The sequence below is a fragment of the Antarcticibacterium flavum genome (genome assembly GCF_006159205.1).
GTDB lineage: Bacteria > Bacteroidota > Bacteroidia > Flavobacteriales > Flavobacteriaceae > Gillisia > Gillisia flava.
The window spans coordinates 2,659,325-2,678,964 of record NZ_CP040812.1 but is presented as its reverse complement, the minus strand read 5'-3'; the positions used below and the strand labels follow the sequence as shown (position 1 = coordinate 2,678,964).

Genomic DNA, 19,640 nt, shown 5'->3' with positions numbered 1-19,640 from the left:
TTCTTCATCCTTCAGTCTGTTAAAAGCAATCATTTAAATTTCTCTTATTCTCCCATTTTTAATTTTGAACTTTATATCAATGTAATTCAGGGAATTAACCCTTGTCTGCAGTATTAATTTTTAAAATAAAAACTATGAAAGACATTCAGCATCCATTTCTGGTAAGTATGAATTCTCTTGAGGTAAAGGTGGAGCAGCTTCTAAGAGAATATCGCATTAATCAAATTCGTGATCCACAGTTTATAATTCTGGACAATGCAGATTTTATTCAAATGTTCAAGATTAGTCCTAAAACTGCTCAAACCTGGAGGGATGAAGGACTTATTCAATTTGCCCAGGTAAAAGGTAAGATCTACTACAAACTAAAGGACATCCAGGAGTTCCTTAATAATCATAAGGGAAGGAAAGAGATCTAATATTTAAAGGATGAAGCCAGGTATCTCAGTTCCAGTTCAAATGTTCATTGATGCTCAACAGCATCAATATAGCAGAAAACTTAAATTATTTATTGCATTAAAACTCCTTTATAAAAACGGGAAGGCCAAACTGGATGATAATGAGCTGTTATTTATCGAATTGGTAGAAGAGATCAGGTGCCGGAAAACAACTTTAAAATATCTTCAATTTCTTTTAGATAAAGGCTGGATTGACTACAACAGCAAAACCGGCTATTACATCTTGAAGTCCTTTGACAGGATTAGAGGAGAAATGGGATGGAAGGTTCGAATGGCTTTTCCGGTAGATTTTTACACCTACGGAAACATCAGAGCAGTTACAGGAGCAGTCATTTATGGATATTTGCACAAGGACTTTTGGAGAAAAGTTAGGAGAAAGAAAAGCGTACAGATAAAAGGCAGTACCTATCATTTTCTCTCCCCTAACTATAACCCCTTTGAAGCTAAGGCTCCAATATCTGTTTTAGGAATAAATAAAATTTTTCAAATTTCACCATCAACAGCATCAAGGTTGAAAAACAAGGCCGGAGATCATCAACTTTTGAGTATCCAGAAAAACTTCAGCGACATAATTCCCCATAAAAAAGCAATGGAGCTTTGCCTGAAATACAATGATATGAGAAATAATTTGATCTGCCGTGAAGGAAAAACCCGATTGCAGCTAATTGACACCGTTTTACCTCTTTTTCTTTTCAGTAAGCGGAAAAAACTGAAAGCATAAAGGAAAGGTTATATAGGAAGACCAAAAAAATTAAAAAAATAAAAATCTCCTCAGCGCGACAGCGCCATCGTTAACCTGTTTTCATGTTTATTTTTTGGTTGGCTGGAAAATGGTATGGTAGTGTTTCACTTGTTTACTAATTATGGTAAAGTAAAGTCTATTAATTGGATTACTATTGGTTCAAAGTCTATCTTTGATTGATTTGCTGTACAAGTAGCCTCGTTGGATTTTCACTTAGGATTCACAGGGTTTGCCACAGAGAAAGGAATAAAGTATAAGTTGTGAATTTCTTTCAAAATTGTATTTTCTATTACTATTTCATAACCATCAAGAACAGGAAAGAATTCATGCAATTTAACAGCATTTCCATTATGGGCAAATCTTTTTTTAGTAATCTATATGAATTCTGCATAATTTATAATTGCACATAGCCCTGTTAAACACTACATTAGATATAAAGAGCTTTTAGAATGTCAAAACAATTGTAAAAATATAAGGATTGGTAATTACTAAAAAGTTTAAATAATAAGGTCAGGCCGGCTAATTCTTTTATTTTCGCTTCTTAAACTTCAAATTTAAGATCCTGAAAAAACTTATTGAAGACATCCAGTCCACCTTTGAATCTTTCCAGACAGAAGCTAATTCACAATTAGAGAGTGGCAATAAAGCTGCCGGGACCAGGGCAAGAAAATCATCTTTGGAGCTGGAAAAGCTTCTAAAAGAATTCCAAAAGGTTTCTGCTGCAGAATCAAAAAAGTAAAAAACAGCCTCCTTTTAAGGAGGTTTTTTTACACAAAAGAGTTATGGTCTCAACAAATTCACCTTTATTATTAAATCTTAGTAAGTTTTAATTCGTTTTTAAATAAGTATTCCTTTTTTAAAACGAATTTATTTCTTAGAAGGAGGAGGTGGTATCTCTGAAATTTCCACAATTTTGAAATTTTCTGATTTCAAACCACTTAATATTCTCCTTACATCCCCAAAAGAAAAAGGGATGTTACTTTCCACGGAAAGAGAAACCATACTGTCTACTTTTTCCTCCTCCATTCTTAAATGCATACTAGTTAAAGTTAATCCATAAGCTTTTAGGGATGAAGACAATTCATTAGATAAAAAATTCATTCTTGTTTTTCCGAAAAAATTTATATATAAAAAGATTTCCTTAGAATATGCGAATTCAGCATTAAATGTTTTTGGAGATGCGAAATTTCCTAATTTTGATTCTAATCTCTCTAACTTTTGTAGTAGGAATTGTTCAAAATTCTTTTCAGAATCTTTAAAAATGTTTTCTTCAAAGATTTTGCTTCTACTAGCATTGTAAATAGGATTATCTAAAAATTCGTGGTTGGAAAGTGCAGCTTTTATCATTTTAGTCAAATTAGACCTCAACTCTTTCACTCCTAACATATCGTTAAAATAAAATATTGTTCTTTGATCAATTATATCGAAGGGCAATTTCGTACCATTCTCACATATATGAATTATAGGCTTCATTGTAGCATGCCTCACTGCTAATTCATACATTACATTAGGATTTACGCCTGTTAGATTGGCAATAACCAAATCATCATATAAAATTCTTTTCATTATCTGGTTATTTATTGATCCCGAAGAATTGATTTCGTGGGCAGCTTCTACATCCTTAAAATTAAAATCTTCCTGCAGTACCGGCTTTAAAACAGAGGAGATTAAACCATCAGTATTTCTCCTTTCTGCACTGGAAACTTCACCAATGGGCGTAACTATAAAACAGGTTTTGTTTTCTTGCTTCATTCTATTGGATTTTATTAATCACCTTTGAGCTAAATTTTTTTCCTTTTTTCATTTGACTTACGCAGTGTTTGATTGTCTATATAGATGCTGCTGAAATGCTATAAAAGTTTGTCGTATGGAAGGTATATCGCCTAATTTAATTTTCGCATCTGCAATTGCTTTGTATTTCAGAACAAGCAGATCCTTAATTTTGCTTTCATCCAATTCACCAACTCCTGCTTCAACATACTGCCTTAGAACAAAATTCAAGAAATCCTGCTGTTCCGAGGAATATGAGGTTAAATGAACCTTGGCATTCTCAGCCCTTTTTATTCTAGGAACCAAATCTTTATGGTAGGCTATATAGGACAGCACATCAAAAAGGTCGCTGTCTTCCCCGTGAACTACTTTTCTCAAATCTTCCAGTTGCGCTTCAGAATATCCTTTGTCTTCCATCTCCTCTAAGAGCTTTTTTCTTGTAGAAGGAGTGCTCCAAATTTTTCTTAACTCTTCTTCTGATTTAAATAATCCTGAAATATCGCCAAAAAGCCTATTTATAAATGTCTCAGCAGAAATTGGCTTCCCATCAGGATCCCAAAAACTGGTTTTCACCATTGAATCCAATTCCCGTACTTTCCTATCTGATAATTTAACCTTAACAACATTATTCACCTTATTACACCTACACGGTGCATATCCACATATATGACAAGGATCTGGTGGAACTTTTTCGCAAACACAGGTAAATTCACCACATTCAAAACAAGGCTTTTTAGGTCTTGGCTCTATCACTTCAGGTGGCAATGGGGGACCATCCCATTCTGGGTCTTTGAAATGTTTATGTGCTTTTACAAAATCATAAATGGTAAAATAGTCCTTGCCCCTAAAAAGTCTGGTTCCTCGACCTACAATTTGTTTAAATTCTACCATAGAATTAATCGATCTCAGCAGGACGATATTTCTTATTTCAGGAGCGTCTACACCAGTGCTTAATTTCTGACTAGTTGTAAGCATAGTAGGAATCAATTTTTCATTATCTTGGAAATCCCTTAGATACTGTTCTCCAATTCCGCCATCATCGGCTGTAACTCTACAACAGTATAAAGGATTTTTACTACTGCTGTACTGGTTGATCATATCCCTTATCTGGGCTGCGTGATCCTGTGTAGCACAGAATATTAAAGTTTTCTGATTTTCATTCACCAGATCCATAAATAGTTTTACCCTATAATTTTCCCTGGCTTCCATTGCAATGGAACGGTTAAAGTCAGGCTCCTTATAGGTTCTATCAGGTTGGATTTCTCCTTCTACATCATCCTCTGGATCATAAGTATATTCATCTATCGTTGTGCTGAACTCTTTTACTTTAAAGGGTGTAAGAAATCCATCGTTAATCCCCTCCTTTAGACTATATTCATATACGGGTTCCCCAAAATAGTCATAAGTATCTCCGTTTACATCTCTTTTAGGAGTAGCGGTTAAACCTAATTGTACTGCTGGCTTAAAGTAATCCATAATTGCCCTCCAGGAACTTTCGTCATTAGCTCCTCCCCTGTGACACTCATCAATAATTATAAAATCAAAGTAATCCTTAGGATACTCTCCAAAATATGGTGTGTCGCCAGGGCCACTCATAAAAGTTTGAAAAATGGTGAAAAAGATGCTCCCGTTTTTAGGGACACTACCTTTTTTCTTTATTTCTGAAGGCTTAATTCGTACCAGTGCATCTTCTTCAAAAGCGCTAAAAGAATTAAAAGCCTGATCTGCCAAAATATTTCTATCTGCTAGAAATAAAATGCGTGGACTTCTGGAATGGTAATTTCGACTATCTATTGCCGAAAGATTCCATTTAGCGTGAAACAACTTCCAGGCTATTTGAAAACTTATGGCTGTTTTTCCTGTACCAGTAGCAAGAGTTAGTAGAATTCGCTTTCTTTTAACCGCTATAGCCTCTAAAGCTTTTGTAATTGCGTTATTTTGATAATATCTTGGTTGCCAAGTTCCACTTCTATCTTCAAAAGGTATTTCAAAAAGTCGCTCTCTCCATTCTATTGTCTGGGAAAAAGTTAAATCATAAAGTTCCTGAGGAGTAGGATATTTAGGTACGTCATTTTCTATACCCTCCTCTAAATCTACTTTATAAATTTTTAAACCATTGGTAGCATAGGTGAATCTAACTTGTAATCGCTCAGCATATTCTTTTGCTTGTGCAAGACCAGATGTATAATATTTATCAGCCGCCTTGGCTTCTATAACAGCTAAATTCCTGTTTTTATATTGCAGTACATAATCTGCTTTTAAAGGCATTTGCCTTCTCCCGTTGCCCAACAATCTTCCCTGGGTTATAGGAAATTGTTTTTTAATAAAACTTCCTTCTACAACTCCCCAACCTGCGTCTTTTAATGCGGGATCTATATAATCGTGTTCAGTTTGGGCTTCGTTCATAATTTAAAAAATTACTGGATCAAGTAGATCAATTTTATTCATCAAATAATCAATCTTCACTCTATTAGGATTGTGAGCCCAGCCATTTGCATTTATTCTCTTTAGATCTTTATTAGCGTCCGATGATTCCAATTTAGAAGTAATGAAAATTTTATCCTGAATTCCTTTATCTTCCCTATTAAATGAAATCTGCTGAGTAGAATATATCCCGTCTACTTTAAAATTATGGTAATAATGAGCTAGTTGCACAACTATGGCAAAACCAAAATATTTACCATCATCAGATGATGCCATTCCAATTAGAAAACGATCTATTTCATCTATCAGCTCTTGAACGGTATATGTTTTATTTAAAATTCCAAGATAGACTTTTGGATTTAATACTTTTAGGAAGATTAAAAAGATTAGTAAGTCAGGGAATATAAAATTGTTTTGCTTGAAGGTTTTCAAAGCCACTCTAGCAATTGCAAATATTTTCTCTGCTTGACGGAAATTAATTTTTTCACTATGAAATAGAAGAGCTGCAAAATTGATGAAGTTTATTTTATCATCCCGAAAGGAACTTGAACCAATTCGATTGGTTTCCTCTATAAATTGTGCGAAGCCAAAATACTGATATAAATATTCACTCACTTGCCTGGAATCTGGCTTTGGTAAGTTATATTCAACATCTATAAAACGCCGTAGATATTCATCGGAATTCAAACCTTCACTGCCATAAACTCCTTTTACTGCGTGACCCAATTGCTCCTTATCAATAGAAAGCACAAATACAATTCCTGGAACACTGAATAAGTGTTTTACTGTTTCTAAAACCTCAACAGAATAGGTTGGTCTGCAGCGATCCAATTCATCAATAAAAAAAACTACAGGTTTTTTTGAAGTGACATTCTTAACTAGTAGTTCTAGGCTTCCCCTAAATTCTTTTAATCCCTCCTTTCTTTTAGTATATGAGGTGATTTCTGCCTCTAGAGTTTCTAAAGCTACTTCTGACGTTCCTTCTATTATTTTTAATAAATCCTCACTGTCGGTATCTGCATATTTCTTAAATGCTGCTCTAATAATTCCTGGCCCAACTTTTTTGGTAAGTAAAGCTGCCTTTTTTACGACACTTTTATAAGCATTCTCAACAGCCTCGGGATTAGCTAATTTATCAGCATCTTTTAATTCCTCCAATTCTGAAATTAACGCTACTAAAACATCCTTTTCAAAATCATTTTCCCAGGCATTATAATAAAGAGTTTTGTAACCTTCATTTTTAAGGCTTTGTCTCCACATTTTTACAAAAGTGGTTTTTCCAGCACCCCATTCATTATTAAGAGCCATAACAAACCCATCAGCGTAGGTGGAAACAATATCTGTTAAAATATTTGCATAATCTCTACGGTCTAATTTGCAATTTATAAAAGGATCTGTGCCATCGTTTGGCACTACTATTTCCTGATGCTTAATCTTCATACGTCACCTCCTCTTTAATCAACTCCCCTTTAAAACCTTTTTCCAATAAGGACTTTTTCAATTCTTCAAGATTTTTCTGTTTCATCCTGTATTGGTCCGCTATGTTTTTCGTTTTTTTCTTCAATTCTCTAATTGCTGGAACAATAGCTTTTTGCTTTTCTATTGGAGGATAGGATATTTTTATTCTTCTTAAATCATCATTATACAACCTAGCAATTGTAGCACCTTTCGAAGGATTCCAATTACATACACCATAAAACTCATATAAAAATTCATTTAATACCTCACTTTCATCATTATCAATCCAAACAATATTTGAATCCTGAAAATATGCAGGTTCTCCATCATAAACGACTCGTCTACCTATTGTCCCCGAAGCGGAAATAAGAATATCTCCTTTCTTAGGGAAAGAATATTTACTGCGAAATTCATTATAAATTTCTTCAGGGATAAATGCATTGGGCTCTTTGCCAAAAGTTCCAATTTTATAAAATGGAACTCCACCTTCAGTAGTAGTTTGCTTTTTTAATATCCTTTTACACATTGAAACTTTTCCTAACTCCCCCAAAGTTTTTTCATCCCAACCTTCCCCTTTGTGACTAAAAACCTCATTAAGCTCAGCTTGAAACAGTTCCTCGGCATTTTTAATATTCTGCTCAATATTGGCAATGGCTCGATCTAATTTTTTAAAAGCCTGGTCTAAGATTTGAACGATTTGTTTTTGCTCCTCGAGTGGTGGAACTGGAATTTGGATTCTCTTTAGATCATCATTATAAAGTCTGGAGATTGTAGCTCCTTTTGAAGGATTCCAATTACAATAACCATAAAATTTATACAGATATTCATTTAATACTTTTTTTTGATCATTATCTATCCATACAATATTGGAGTCTTGGAAATATGCAGGTTCCCCATCGTACACAACACCTCTTCCTATAGTACCAGACGCTGATAGTAAAATATCCCCTAATTTTGGAAAAGGATATTTTTCTCTATATTCTTTATAGAGGGCTTGACTTATATAAGAATTAGCCTGTTTACCGAATGTTCCTATCTTATAAAATGGAATTTCCCCAGTTGCGGAGGTTTCTTTTTTGAAAATTCTTTTACACATAGAAACCTTCCCAATATTTCCCAGGGTAGTTATTTCCCAACCTTCTTTCATATTAACTCCTCAATTTCAGTTAGCAATTGATTGGTTTCCGCATCCAAACTTTTCATTTCCTGTAAAATTTCTTCTGGAACCCGTAAAGGTGCTTCTTCAGGAGTATTTGTGTTTTTAACTGAAAGATCATAGCTGGTTTCATCTATATCTGCCAGTTTCAGATTCCAGGATTTTTCGGTTTCAGGTTGGGTAGGTTGCAGGTTAACAAATTCCTTTAAGTCCTTATCATTTAAAGGATTGGTTTTACCCATATTCCTGCCTGGATCAAGCTGGTAATACCAAATACTTTTTGTGGGTTCGCCTTTTCTAAAGAATAAGACAACGGTTTTAACTCCTGCCCCTAAAAAAGTTCCCCCAGGCATATCTAATACCGTATGCAGATTACAGGTTTCCAAAAGGTTTTTTCTTAAGCTTACAGACGCATTATCGGTGTTGCTTAAAAAAGTGTTTTTTATAACAATTGCTGCTCTTCCACCCGTTTTGAGGCTCTTTATAAAATGTTGTAAAAACAGAAATGCCGTCTCTCCTGTTTTAATGTCAAAGTTTTGTTGTACTTCTTTACGTTCTTTTCCCCCAAATGGTGGATTAGCAAGGATTACATCGTACCTGTCCTCTTCCTGTATATCTCTTATAGATTGCGTTAGCGTATTGATATGAATAATATTAGGAGCTTCGATGCCGTGTAAAATCATATTCATAACACCAATAACATAGGCAAGATTCTTCTTCTCCTTTCCGTAAAAGGTAGTTTCCTGCAAGGTTTTGAGGTTAAAAGTGGTTTTATCCATCTTCTCATACATATACTCATAAGCCTCACACAAGAAGCCTGCTGAGCCCACTGCTGCATCATAAACAGTTTCCCCGATCTTTGGATTAGTGACCTGCACCATTGACCTGATTAGAGGACGTGGGGTATAATACTGTCCACCATTTCTTCCTGCATTCCCCATATTCTTAATCTTAGTTTCATACAGGTGGCTTAGCTCGTGCTTATCTTTAGTAGACTTAAATGGCAAAGTATCAGCTAAAGAAAGTATCTCCCGTAAGTTATACCCGCTTTGTACTTTATTGCCGATCTCGCTGAAGATCTCCCCGATTTTATATTCAATGGTTTTCGGATTGTCTTTAGCCTTTAATTTAAACCCAGCAAGATAAGGAAATAGCTCATTATTTACGAAGGCTATAAGATCTGGACCTGTCATAGCGATATGATGATCTAACTCACCATTAACATCCTTAGGCATTGCCCAATTAGACCATCGGTATTTTTCATCTAAGATAAATTCATAGTCTTTCCCCTCTAAAGCAGCTTCATCGGCTTTTTCATTATCCAGTTCATCTAAATATCTAAGGAAGAGCACCCAGGAGGTTTGGCCTATGTAATCTAATTCACTATCGGCTCCTGCATCTTTGTACAGGATATCATCTATGTTCTTGAAGGTTTGTTCAAACATTTATTTAGGGTATATTATAATTAAGGGTAGGGTATGGGTAAAAGTACTGAAATGTTAAGAAATACAAAAGATGTTTTCTCTCACTGGCTACAAATAAAAATCGCTGCTATAATTCCTACCGGATTTTTTTTCATTCTAGTCGAGAACCTTAAAAAATATAAACTCAACTTTGATTAATAAACTCTTATTTGGTCTAACCAAATGATTTTTATAGATTTAAACTAAGCGTAATAAGTGGATCTTCCAGTACTCTTTCAAATTTTTAAAATTTACAACTATAAATAATGGACCGATTAGAAGAAATACGATTTGCTTTGGACGAAAAATTATCTGAAACTCAAAAAAAATTTATTACTCTTCGTACTGCAAACAAGCTACTATGGGATAAAAGGCTTATTACCGAATTTGAAAGAGATAGAGGTTTTTTGAAATCACTTTTAGAACAAAAAAAGTTAAATGCTATTCAAACACAGTCCCAACCGCGCCAGTGGAAAATTTATTCCTCGAATCACTCTTCAGAGTCCTTATTTTTAGAAAGTAAAAAACCAGCTGAAAAGAAACCAAAGGAGAATAGAGCCGTTAGTAAAAAAGAAAGAAAAAAATGGGATTTCGGTTTAATATTGGGAATAATAGGAATTTTAGCACTAATTTTTTTCGGCACAAGAAGTCATAATAATATTGAGGAATTAAACTCACCAAATAACTCTTCTCCCTCTCAGATTAAAACCAGAGAAACAGCTGTACCTCAACCTAATTATAAGACTAATAATAAGAATTCAACATCGAAAAATGTGTTTACATTTAAAAGCACCTTTTATGATAGGGAAAGAAATGGTATCATTCTTCAGACAATTGAGGAGGAAACTTTTCATACTTTTAATTATAATGACAGTACTGTTACACAAAAAAGCAAATTGAACGGAGAATGGATAGAAATTATTTATCTTTTTTCTGATTCTTATATTGAAGAAGGACCCCTCTCCAACACTTACGTTTTCCACGTAGGAACTTTAGGTCTAAAAGAAATTTGGTATACTCCAGAGGTTCCCAATTTGGGCTATGATTATGATGATGGAACTCGCCTATCCTGCTATGAACTACAACAAGTTTCCAGATAAATTGAATCAATTGCGGGCAATTACTTTAGATTTTATAAATCAAAATTGGGGTACCGGAGATTTTGACAGGACCAGAGAGGAAATGGGATGAAAGGTTCGTACGGTTGGGCTTATTAAATGGTGTACTCTTTCCTAAAAGTCGACCATTAGATGGATTGCTGCACAAGTTGAAGATGGGTTAAAAAAACTTGGGTGATTAATTGATTTATTTGGTTGTAAACCCTCAGCACATTTCCCTCCATTCCGCTTCACTCCACTTCAGGAAAAGAGCTTCGTCGAGAGATCTTGGACATATGGCTGGAATTTCTTCCTCCCGTTTCGCTTTTCCGCAAAAAAAGCGGAGCGCTTCACTCCCGGAGAAAATTTCAGACACAAGTCCGCTTTGCCTGAACTCCCATTCGAAATTAGATTCACCGGCTGTCACTTCACTGCAAAGTTCCACTCCAGACCATCTCTGAAAAACCATTTTTTGGGAAGCAAAAGAATGTGATTTAGAAGTTAGCCGGCCTTGAAGATAAAATTTGATCCGCATCTTTCCTCTCCTACGGCCTATCCTAATTCTAAATCACAAATTATAAGGCATCAAAAAATGGTAACAGCCATGGCTCTATGGGAAGTAAATTAAGCTGATGAAGGAATTATCAAATCCAAAGATAGATTGATCAAAAAATGGAAAACGCTTTGGATATGGAAAGTAAATTTATTTAATCACTATAGTTTACAAAAACTACGTCTTTTCAAAACAATGTAGATGGCAAAGGGATTTAGTTTTTCCTATAGAAACTACTTCTTCCTTAAAGATATAATAATTCTACACAAGATTTTTTCTTAAAATTCTCCACTGAATTTAAACCCTTTCGACATTGAATTAAATTCGATTTAAGAAAGGAAAAGGAATAGCAAGAGGGTAACACGCAGAGCGATGTTAAGCATTCCTTTTCTATTTCAAGTAGTTGATTGTCAATATATTAAAATATAAGGTATAAATTCAAAAAACAGGATTTGCGGCAAATGTCCCTAAACTCCCTAATAAACAGCAATTTTTTGCGGCAAATAGTAAAATTTATGGAACCATTTAAAAATATTCGATTTAAAAAAACAACTGCAGCAAGGTTTCAGGAATTTTCCAGAAGCCATTTTAAAACCCATACCGAAGCCTTGTCAACTATGCTGGATTTTTTCCTTTACAACGAAATTTCACCAAAGGAAAAATTGGGGCCCAGGGCAAGGACAATTGAAAATTTGATTAAGAAAAGGATCAATGCAGTAATAGCTGTTATGAAAGAGATTGAGAAGAACCAAACCAAACCTACAATTGGCATTCTCCAGGCACTACTGGAACAGGAAGAGCCAAAAAAGAAGCCCTTGCTGGTGGAGAAGAAACGACTTACTGGGAACAAGCCTAATTACCGGGAGTTCAATAGGTAAATTAAATGTACCTGGTCAGGTATAATATTCTATAAAAAATATTAATGTACCTTTTAGTATAGAATATTAAAAATTAAGCATATTACACCCGTAAAGGTGTATGTTATGGAAGGTGGAATCGGGATAATATTTGAAAGGCCTACAACTTTTGGTGGGGTCACCTATCACAAAATTCCATTTTGCGCCGCTGGGGTTGATATCTGTTCTTTTAGGTAACACGCATCTCACAGATTTAAATGATAACGAGTACTTTTTCTTTCGCCAGTTTTTCTCAAAGCTCCTAAATCAACCATTTTTTTCAAATCTCTGGTGGCAGTTGAAGCTGTAGTCCCGGTTATCTTAATATAATTATCTGCACTTAAACCTCCTTTGAATCCTTCTATTCCTTCCCGAAAAATTCGATGCACCACTTTCTTTTGGCGCTCATTGAATTTTCCATCAAATTCCTGAAAATACTTCGTTTTATCTATTAGAAAATCAATCATTCTTTGCGTATAATCCTGAGCAAGAAGTATCGATTCAGAAAAATATTCTAACCACCCAGTGATATCAATTTCCTTACTATTGAGTTGCAAAGATTTGTAATAAAGCTTCTTATTGTTTTCTATGATATGTGAAAGAGCAATCAAAGTAGGCTGCTCCAAATATTGCGATAATACTTTCTCCGATAGCGCACGACCAATTCTTCCATTTCCATCTTCAAAAGGATGAATACTTTCAAAATACAAATGTGCAATACCAGATTTAACCAAAGGGCCGGGATTTTTACTGCCTTTTTCATTAAACCATAAAATATACTTATCCATTTCTTTTTTAACTCGACTAGATGGTGGAGCTTCAAAATGAACTATAGGCCGCCCCATAGACCCTGAGACTATTTGCATGGGATCTGAATGGGTTCTATAACCACCTATATTCTGAAGATCCCGACGACCGCTCATCAACATTTCGTGCCATAAAAATAATTGCTCATGAGTTAAAGGTGTTGAAAAATTCTTATAAAGATCAACCATCATTTCTGAAACTCCGTGTTCAGCAGGTGACACTTTACTTTTATCGCCCTGAAGGCCAAAATGTTTACGAATTGAGGATTGCAATGAATCCCTATCCAGGAACTCACCTTCAATTTTAGATGTTTGAAACGCTTCATCACTAAGCAGCATTACTTTTAACTCATCATGATCCTCATTATTAATATGCTTTATACTACCATACAACATACCCGCTTTTTGCAAAAATGCTTTTTCATAGGGAAGCAAAACTTCGGAGGTGAATACAAAATCAGGCCAGTTTTTAAGTTGCCAGTTCCACGACATGGGCTATTAATTAAAATTTATAGCCCAATATACACACAATAAATGAGCTATAAAAATGATTTTTATAGCTCATAAAGAGTTTTTTGGTAGGTGCGCGTTTTTTACTCTGTTTTTTAATTGGCAAAAGAATGGGCTTCTACTTATTATTAAGTTTTTCTTATTTCATGCCCTCCACAACCTTATTTTGCTGTTGCAAAATTTCCATATCCCTCCCCACCTTCTCATCCAGCACCTTGGCGTAAATTTGGGTGGTTTTAAGAGACCTATGCCCAAGCATCTTCCCCACGCTTTCTATAGGTACACCTTTAGAAAGCGTTACAGTAGTGGCAAAAGTGTGCCGGGCTAAATGAGTGGTGAGGTTCTTTTTGATGCCGCAAACATCTGCTATTTCCTTTAAATATGAATTGGACTTTTGGTTTGTCAACACCGGCAGCACTCCTTTACCGGATGTAACATGGGGATGATCGGCATATTTTTGGAGTATTGCCTCCGGAAGCTCCAGCAAAGGAATACTGCTTAAGCTTTTAGTTTTCTGTCTTTTGGTTTTGATCCATTTCTTACCGCTTATATTAATGACAATATCCTCTGAAGAAAGTTTCTTTACATCAGCAAATGCCAATCCGGTATAACAACAGAATAAGAAAATATCCCTCACTAATTCCAGGCGGGGAATATCAAAATCCTTCTCAGCCATTTCCTGCAGCTCAAGATCAGTAAGAAATTCACGTTCTGAAGATTTCCAGCTACCCTTCCAGTGAAAAAAAGGATCTTTTTGGATCCACTGATTGGCATGAGCTATACGAATGATCTTTTTGAAATTAACGATATACTTTTGAGCAGTATTATGCGCACAATCTTTCTCTGACCTTAAATAATGATCAAAGCCCGTAATAAATTTGTGATCCACATCCACTACAGGAATATCTTTTCCCTTGCCCCGGAACGCGAGATAATCTTCAATATGCTGCTTACATGCATTATACCTCTGTAAGGTTCCTTTCGTAAATCCTTTTCCTATCAAACTTTTCATTTGATCATTGTGATCCTGAAAGATCTCCAGCAACATATACTGCTTCTCCTCTTTGCCTAAATAGATATCTTTAATAGCAGTTGCCGAAATAGGTCGATCCTCCCGGAGAAGTCTATCATGCACCTCATATAAAGAAGCGCGAATAGTTTCAAGAAATCTATTAACAGACCGGGCTTCTTCTGATGTCCCTCGGGCCTTTCCGCTTTTGCTATTCCACACTTGAAGATCAATTTTGCGGCTCGTACTGAACTCCGCCCGTTTACCTTTATAAGTAATTCTGGTATATAATACAGCGGATCCTGAGGAAGTGGACCTTCCTTTTTTAGGAAAAAATAAAATGCTTAATAAAGTTGCCATAGGTGCGTCTTTTAAAAACTTACCTATAAGGTACAAAAAGAGGGGGTTGAAAAGTGTTAAAGGATCTTTGCTACGCCTTTATTAACACTACTTTACGAGAAATTCGGTGCGTCTTTTTTAAAGCTAAAAAGACGCACCGAATTGAGCACCAAATACTTACATTTAAATGCCATTTTTTGACATTAAATAAAATTAAAAAGCCTCTAAATCATTGATTTAGAGGCTTTTAGTGTAATTTTGCTATGTAATAAGCGGTCTGGACGAGACTCGAACTCGCGACCCCCTGCGTGACAGGCAGGTATTCTAACCAACTGAACTACCAGACCGTTGCTTGATTGCGAGGGCAAATATACAGCAGTTTTTACATTACGCAAACATTTTTTTCAATTTTATTTTCAGTTTCCCCCGGGACAGTGGGCAAAAAATTGTTTCTCAACCAACTAGGATCAAATCTTTTTTTTCAATTTTATAAAATCCTCCCTGAATTCTATTTAAAAACTTCCGGGTTTAGCCAAATTTCTGCCGCTCCACCAGGTAAGTTGTAAGGATCTTCTTGAAATCCCCCCTAACATCGGCCTGCACATACTTAATGCGGTACCTGGCACATTGTAACTTGAGTGCATTAAAATACCCGGCAACAGCGGTCGTATAATTTTCCCTGAAGTTTTCGGCATATAGATCAATATGCTCACCTGTCTCTACATCGGTAAAGCGCCTGGGAGCATTATCAAAATCAAAGTTCAATTCCTTTTGCTTATCCAGTACATGAAATAAAACAACCTCGTGCTTATTGTACTTCAAATGCTTCAGCGCCTCAAACAACTCCTTCTCTTCCTTATCTGCCTGGAACATATCAGTAAATAAAAACACCAGGGACCTTCGCTTAAGTTTTTCAGCAATTTGATGCAGATATGTAAAACTATCGGTGGCTTTTGTCCCAGGCTCCCCTGCCACAATTTGGTTTAGTTGGCCAAGCAACATTTGATGATGCCGTTCGCTTCCCTTTTCGGGTGCATAGAATTCATATGTATCACTGTATACACTTAAACCTACAGCATCCCGCTGTTTTTTAAGTATTTCCATTATTGAAGCTGCTGCCAATACTGAAAATCCTATTTTATTGAGATTATGATGCTCCAGATGTTTTACGGGTGGATAATGCATCGAAGAAGAATTATCTATCACCATATGACATCTCAAATTCGTCTCCTCTTCATATCGCCTGGTATACAACCTATCTGTCCTGGCAAATAGTTTCCAGTCAATATGACGGGTACTTTCCCCGTTATTATAGATCTTATGTTCTGCAAACTCTGCAGAAAAACCGTGGAACGGACTCTTATGCATCCCGGAAATAAAACCTTCCACTACCTGTTTGGCCAGTAATTCCAGATTGGCAAATCCTCCTGCCCGGTGTATTTCCTCTTGTAAGTCCATATCGCTTTTACCGTAGTTTACTAAATTAAAGATTCTGAAGTGAAAAAGCCCCTTAAAAATTAGCTTTTTAAAAGCAGCTATTCCAGCGTTTTTATTGGGCCTGTTTACAATAGCAATAATATTTTCATATGATTGCTGAAACCGCGTATCCAAAACGGAATTAGTAGAATCTCAAGCAGTAGATGTTAAAGAGATTATAAGATTTTATAGGAAAGGGAGGATTTTTGATCATTGGGTTTATATTTACCTTTCAATAACCCCACGCTTCCGGGAAAAGCAGGCCTTTAACCAGGCGATCTATTTAACTAAAAGAGTATGGAATTTAATTCGCAACCATCCCCGGGGACCTCTCCTTTAGATCTTGAGCATCTTCTGGAAAGCGCTCCTGTTGCTTTTTACACCTGTAACGAACTTGGGGTGATCACTTATTATAATCCAGCAGCGGCAAAAATTTGGGGTAGAAAACCTGTCCTGGGAAAAGACAAGTGGTGTGGATCGTGGAAACTTTTTTTCCCAGATGGTACACCTATGGATTTTGAAGATTTTCCCGCCCTCAAAGCAATAAATGAAACCAATCACTCCCCATCAACAGAAGTTCGTATAGAAAGGCCAGATGGGACCTATAAGAACGTCCTGGTATTTGCACAGCGGCGATGTAATGAATTCGGAAAGGTTTGTGGTGCCGCCTTTTCCCTTATTGATATAAGTCGACAGGAAAAGGACCATATTAAACAGGCAACACTTTCTGCCATCATTGAATCGTCTGAAGATGCTATTGTAAGCAAAGACCTCAATGGAATAATAACAAGCTGGAATGCAGGAGCAGAGCGAATTTTTGGTTATACGGAGGAGGAGATCATTGGTCAATCTATCCTTCGCTTAATTCCCGAAAACAGGCAGGAGGAGGAAAAGGATATTCTAAATAATATTAGGAACGGCATAAGAGTAGACCACATAGAGACCATAAGGCTCGATAAAACAGGGAGGGAAATTCCAATATCTGTAACAGTTTCCCCGGTAAAGAATGCCCACGGAGAGGTAGTGGGAGCCTCCAAAGTTGCCCGCAATATTTCTGAAAGGATAAAAATTGAAGAAAAACAGGCAATACTTTCAGCCATTGTAGAATCATCAGACGATGCAATCATCAGCAAAAACCTCAACGGTATTATTATGAGCTGGAACCGTGGGGCTGAAATTATGTTTGGTTATACCGAGACTGAAGCCGTTGGAAAATCGATTAAATTATTAATACCCGAGGACCGCCAGCAGGAAGCAGAGCTTATTCTTAATAAATTACGCCGGGGTGAAAAAGTAGACCACTTTGAAACGGTGCGAAAAAGTAAAACCGGGAAATTAATTAATATTTCACTTTCTGTCTCCCCTATTAAAGATGGCAAGGGGAGGATCATTGGAGCCTCAAAAGTAGCCCGTGATATAACTATGCAGGTACAGGCACAGGAAACCCTTGCTAAATACACCCGCAGTCTTGAAGTATTAAATACGGTAGGAAAAAGCATCTCTGAAAATCTTGATCTTAAAGGTATCCTGCAACGCGTAACTGATGTTACCACAAAATTAACCGGCGCAGCTTTTGGAGCTTTCTTCTATAATAGTAAGGATGAGAAAGGTAAAGGTTTCAGGCTTTTTACAATTTCAGGGGTTCCAAAAGAAGCTATCAAAAGCCTGGCAATGCCTCGCCATACAGATATGTTCATTCCTACTTTTGTAGAAAAGAAAGTGGTGCGCCTGGATGATATACGGCAGCACAATGCGTATGGGAAGAATACACCGCACCAGGGACTGCCGTCCGGACATTTTGATGTAAGCAGCTATATGGCAGTACCCGTGGTTTCTAAGACCGGGGAGGTCATTGGTGGATTGCTATACGGGCATCCTGAAAAAGAAAGGTTCAATGAAGAGCACGAGGAACTGGTGGTGAACATTGCAGCACAGGCTGCAGTCTCTCTTGATAATTCACGATTATTTGAGCAGGTTAAATCCCTTAGTGATAAAAAGGATGAGTTTATTGCCCTGGCTAGCCATGAACTAAAAACACCTCTTACTACGATCAAAGGATATTTGCAGGTACTTTCAAAACTGGAGATAGGAAATACGCCAACACTATTCGTGAACAAAGCCCTCCACCAGGTAGATAAACTCAATACTTTGGTTGAAGATATCCTGAATATGTCAAGGATCGAGAAAGGAAAACTGGATTTTAACCTGGAGAACTTCGATCTTAGGGAGCTCTTGCTGGAAATCATTGAAACCTTTGGATATTCAATACACACTCACAAAGTAGAGAGCAACCTGGGGGAGCTCCCGGTTATAATAAAGGGTGACAAACAACGGATAGAACAGGCGATTCTAAATATTATGACCAATGCCATTAAATATTCCCCGGGAGCAAATTGCATTTATCTTGATCTCAAGATTGATAAAAAACTTGCAAAAATTAAGGTTAGGGATGAAGGAATAGGCTTAACCCCGGAACAGCAAAAAGAATTGTTTACCCGTTTTTACAGGGCAGAGACAACAAAGGGTATAAACGGGCTTGGACTGGGATTATACATCACCAAACAAATAATAGACAGACACAAAGGTTACATAGAAGTTTTAAGTGATTATGGCAAAGGTTCAGAATTTATTATCACTTTACCCCTTCTCCAAAAGAAGAAGAAAACAACAAAGATGAATCCCTCATAGGCAGTTCTAAACTGTAACAATGCGAATTTAAAATGAAAGAGATATTTATAGTAGAAGATGACGACGGAATAAGGGAACTCCTGGAGTTCCTGCTAATGAGCAATGATTATGCTGTGCAGACCTTCCCAACGGCAAGGGCTTTCGAAAACAGACAGCCTGATAAAAAACCTGATCTATTCCTGCTGGATATAATGTTGCCAGATGGGAACGGGCTGGATATTTGTAAGCAACTCAAGGATGCCTCCTCCACACGCAACATCCCTGTAGTCTTAATGTCTGCACACGCTCATATAAGCAGTTTGGAAGGAGCCAATGACTTTATAGCCAAACCATTTGATGTGGACGATTTAGTGGTAAGAATAGAAAGGCAGCTCGCCTAAAAAAGGAGAAAACAAACAGGCCCGGTGAATATAATTCCCGGGCCTGTTTGTTTTTATTAAAAAGGACTACAATAGTGCGTCCAGAGCATCTGCATAAGTATTCTTAGGAGCAACACCTACCTGGCGTCCCACAACTTCTCCATTTTGGAAAATTAGAACAGTTGGAATATTCCTTACTCCGTATTTAGCGGCAAATTCCTGGTTGGCGTCAACATCAAGTTTTCCAACAACTGCTTTACCTTCATAGTCTTTGCTAATGTCATCAATGATTGGACCTACCATTCTACATGGTCCACACCACGCAGCCCAGAAGTCTACCATTACAGGTTTTTCGCTTTTCAAAACCGTTTCCTCGAAATTAGCATCTGTTATCTCTAAAGCCATAATATATTTGTTTTTCTGTTATGTTTAATATGTA

16 protein-coding genes and 1 tRNA gene are annotated in these 19,640 nt (G+C 36.5%); 7 read left to right on the top strand and 10 right to left on the bottom strand.

The genetic code is table 11. From position 1 onward, the window contains the following. The first annotated feature begins 134 nt into the window (after positions 1 to 134). The 3 genes from FHG64_RS11505 (at position 135) to FHG64_RS11495 (ending at position 1,936) form a co-directional block, all read left to right on the top strand. The gene (locus FHG64_RS11505) at positions 135 to 416 is read left to right on the top strand and encodes a helix-turn-helix domain-containing protein (protein ID WP_246054079.1); all 282 of its coding nucleotides are present in this window, start codon (positions 135 to 137) and stop codon (positions 414 to 416) included. Positions 417 to 426: 10 nt separating this feature from the next. Continuing rightward, positions 427 to 1,176 (top strand): hypothetical protein, encoded by a 750-nt coding sequence (locus FHG64_RS11500; protein ID WP_139066537.1) that lies wholly within the window; start codon positions 427 to 429, stop codon positions 1,174 to 1,176. Positions 1,177 to 1,759: 583 nt separating this feature from the next. Next, positions 1,760 to 1,936: a histone H1 gene (locus tag FHG64_RS11495; protein WP_139067956.1), complete on the top strand. Its 177-nt coding sequence runs from the start codon at positions 1,760 to 1,762 to the stop codon at positions 1,934 to 1,936. Positions 1,937 to 2,064: 128 nt separating this feature from the next. On the opposite strand, the gene FHG64_RS11490 is transcribed toward FHG64_RS11495, so the two are convergent. From FHG64_RS11490 to FHG64_RS11465, 5 genes are read right to left on the bottom strand one after another with little or no spacing between them, the layout of a single operon-like run. Continuing rightward, on the bottom strand, positions 2,065 to 2,949 hold the full coding sequence (locus FHG64_RS11490) for a hypothetical protein (RefSeq protein ID WP_139066536.1): 885 nt from the start codon (positions 2,947 to 2,949) through the stop codon (positions 2,065 to 2,067). 57 nt (positions 2,950 to 3,006) lie between these two features. Then, the gene (hsdR, locus tag FHG64_RS11485) at positions 3,007 to 5,373 is read right to left on the bottom strand and encodes an EcoAI/FtnUII family type I restriction enzme subunit R (protein ID WP_139066535.1); all 2,367 of its coding nucleotides are present in this window, start codon (positions 5,371 to 5,373) and stop codon (positions 3,007 to 3,009) included. A 3-nt stretch (positions 5,374 to 5,376) separates the two neighbouring features. Then, on the bottom strand, positions 5,377 to 6,831 hold the full coding sequence (locus FHG64_RS11480) for a KAP family P-loop NTPase fold protein (protein ID WP_139066534.1): 1,455 nt from the start codon (positions 6,829 to 6,831) through the stop codon (positions 5,377 to 5,379). Then, positions 6,821 to 7,996, bottom strand: coding sequence for a restriction endonuclease subunit S (locus tag FHG64_RS19605; RefSeq protein WP_246054077.1), 1,176 nt, complete (start codon positions 7,994 to 7,996; stop codon positions 6,821 to 6,823). Before FHG64_RS19605 ends, FHG64_RS11480 begins: the two co-directional genes overlap by 11 nt. After that, positions 7,993 to 9,450: a class I SAM-dependent DNA methyltransferase gene (locus FHG64_RS11465; protein ID WP_139066533.1), complete on the bottom strand. Its 1,458-nt coding sequence runs from the start codon at positions 9,448 to 9,450 to the stop codon at positions 7,993 to 7,995. The genes FHG64_RS19605 and FHG64_RS11465 overlap by 4 nt, the downstream gene beginning before the upstream one ends. A gap of 284 nt (positions 9,451 to 9,734) precedes the next feature. Here FHG64_RS11465 and FHG64_RS11460 point away from each other — a divergent pair, with 284 nt between their 5' ends. Together FHG64_RS11460 and FHG64_RS11455 are read left to right on the top strand one after the other, a co-directional pair. Continuing rightward, positions 9,735 to 10,568: a hypothetical protein gene (locus tag FHG64_RS11460; RefSeq protein WP_139066532.1), complete on the top strand. Its 834-nt coding sequence runs from the start codon at positions 9,735 to 9,737 to the stop codon at positions 10,566 to 10,568. Between the two features lie 1,065 nt (positions 10,569 to 11,633). Continuing rightward, positions 11,634 to 11,996 carry a BfmA/BtgA family mobilization protein gene (locus tag FHG64_RS11455; RefSeq protein WP_139066531.1) on the top strand — a complete coding sequence of 121 codons (363 nt, stop codon included), beginning with the start codon at positions 11,634 to 11,636 and terminating at the stop codon, positions 11,994 to 11,996. A gap of 224 nt (positions 11,997 to 12,220) precedes the next feature. On the opposite strand, the gene FHG64_RS11450 is transcribed toward FHG64_RS11455, so the two are convergent. The 4 genes from FHG64_RS11450 to FHG64_RS11435 form a co-directional block, all read right to left on the bottom strand. After that, entirely contained in the window at positions 12,221 to 13,312 is a 1,092-nt protein-coding gene (locus tag FHG64_RS11450; RefSeq protein ID WP_139066530.1) for a Fic family protein, read from the bottom strand. 157 nt (positions 13,313 to 13,469) lie between these two features. Then, the gene (locus tag FHG64_RS11445) at positions 13,470 to 14,699 is read right to left on the bottom strand and encodes a site-specific integrase (protein ID WP_139066529.1); all 1,230 of its coding nucleotides are present in this window, start codon (positions 14,697 to 14,699) and stop codon (positions 13,470 to 13,472) included. Positions 14,700 to 14,951: 252 nt separating this feature from the next. Then, positions 14,952 to 15,025 (bottom strand) — tRNA-Asp (locus FHG64_RS11440). 181 nt (positions 15,026 to 15,206) lie between these two features. Then, positions 15,207 to 16,136: a DUF58 domain-containing protein gene (locus tag FHG64_RS11435; RefSeq protein ID WP_139066528.1), complete on the bottom strand. Its 930-nt coding sequence runs from the start codon at positions 16,134 to 16,136 to the stop codon at positions 15,207 to 15,209. A gap of 315 nt (positions 16,137 to 16,451) precedes the next feature. On the opposite strand from FHG64_RS11435, the gene FHG64_RS11430 reads away from it, so the two are divergent. Beyond that, positions 16,452 to 18,842 carry a PAS domain S-box protein gene (locus FHG64_RS11430; RefSeq protein ID WP_139066527.1) on the top strand — a complete coding sequence of 797 codons (2,391 nt, stop codon included), beginning with the start codon at positions 16,452 to 16,454 and terminating at the stop codon, positions 18,840 to 18,842. 32 nt (positions 18,843 to 18,874) lie between these two features. Continuing rightward, positions 18,875 to 19,222 (top strand): response regulator transcription factor, encoded by a 348-nt coding sequence (locus FHG64_RS11425; RefSeq protein WP_139066526.1) that lies wholly within the window; start codon positions 18,875 to 18,877, stop codon positions 19,220 to 19,222. A gap of 66 nt (positions 19,223 to 19,288) precedes the next feature. Here the strand turns inward: FHG64_RS11425 and trxA are convergent, their stop codons facing one another. Then, the gene (gene trxA / locus FHG64_RS11420) at positions 19,289 to 19,606 is read right to left on the bottom strand and encodes a thioredoxin (protein WP_139066525.1); all 318 of its coding nucleotides are present in this window, start codon (positions 19,604 to 19,606) and stop codon (positions 19,289 to 19,291) included. Positions 19,607 to 19,640 lie beyond the last annotated feature (34 nt).

What these genes read in the sequence shown, in the direction of transcription:
- FHG64_RS11505 (WP_246054079.1), top strand. Translation starts at nt 135, where the DNA reads ATGAAAGACATTCAGCATCCATTTCTGGTAAGTATGAATTCTCTTGAG.
- FHG64_RS11500 (WP_139066537.1), top strand. Translation starts at nt 427, where the DNA reads ATGAAGCCAGGTATCTCAGTTCCAGTTCAAATGTTCATTGATGCTCAA.
- FHG64_RS11490 (WP_139066536.1), bottom strand. Translation starts at nt 2,949, where the DNA reads ATGAAGCAAGAAAACAAAACCTGTTTTATAGTTACGCCCATTGGTGAA.
- hsdR (WP_139066535.1), bottom strand. Translation starts at nt 5,373, where the DNA reads ATGAACGAAGCCCAAACTGAACACGATTATATAGATCCCGCATTAAAA.
- FHG64_RS11480 (WP_139066534.1), bottom strand. Translation starts at nt 6,831, where the DNA reads ATGAAGATTAAGCATCAGGAAATAGTAGTGCCAAACGATGGCACAGAT.
- FHG64_RS19605 (WP_246054077.1), bottom strand. Translation starts at nt 7,996, where the DNA reads ATGAAAGAAGGTTGGGAAATAACTACCCTGGGAAATATTGGGAAGGTT.
- FHG64_RS11465 (WP_139066533.1), bottom strand. Translation starts at nt 9,450, where the DNA reads ATGTTTGAACAAACCTTCAAGAACATAGATGATATCCTGTACAAAGAT.
- FHG64_RS11460 (WP_139066532.1), top strand. Translation starts at nt 9,735, where the DNA reads ATGGACCGATTAGAAGAAATACGATTTGCTTTGGACGAAAAATTATCT.
- FHG64_RS11455 (WP_139066531.1), top strand. Translation starts at nt 11,634, where the DNA reads ATGGAACCATTTAAAAATATTCGATTTAAAAAAACAACTGCAGCAAGG.
- FHG64_RS11450 (WP_139066530.1), bottom strand. Translation starts at nt 13,312, where the DNA reads ATGTCGTGGAACTGGCAACTTAAAAACTGGCCTGATTTTGTATTCACC.
- FHG64_RS11445 (WP_139066529.1), bottom strand. Translation starts at nt 14,699, where the DNA reads ATGGCAACTTTATTAAGCATTTTATTTTTTCCTAAAAAAGGAAGGTCC.
- FHG64_RS11435 (WP_139066528.1), bottom strand. Translation starts at nt 16,136, where the DNA reads ATGGACTTACAAGAGGAAATACACCGGGCAGGAGGATTTGCCAATCTG.
- FHG64_RS11430 (WP_139066527.1), top strand. Translation starts at nt 16,452, where the DNA reads ATGGAATTTAATTCGCAACCATCCCCGGGGACCTCTCCTTTAGATCTT.
- FHG64_RS11425 (WP_139066526.1), top strand. Translation starts at nt 18,875, where the DNA reads ATGAAAGAGATATTTATAGTAGAAGATGACGACGGAATAAGGGAACTC.
- trxA (WP_139066525.1), bottom strand. Translation starts at nt 19,606, where the DNA reads ATGGCTTTAGAGATAACAGATGCTAATTTCGAGGAAACGGTTTTGAAA.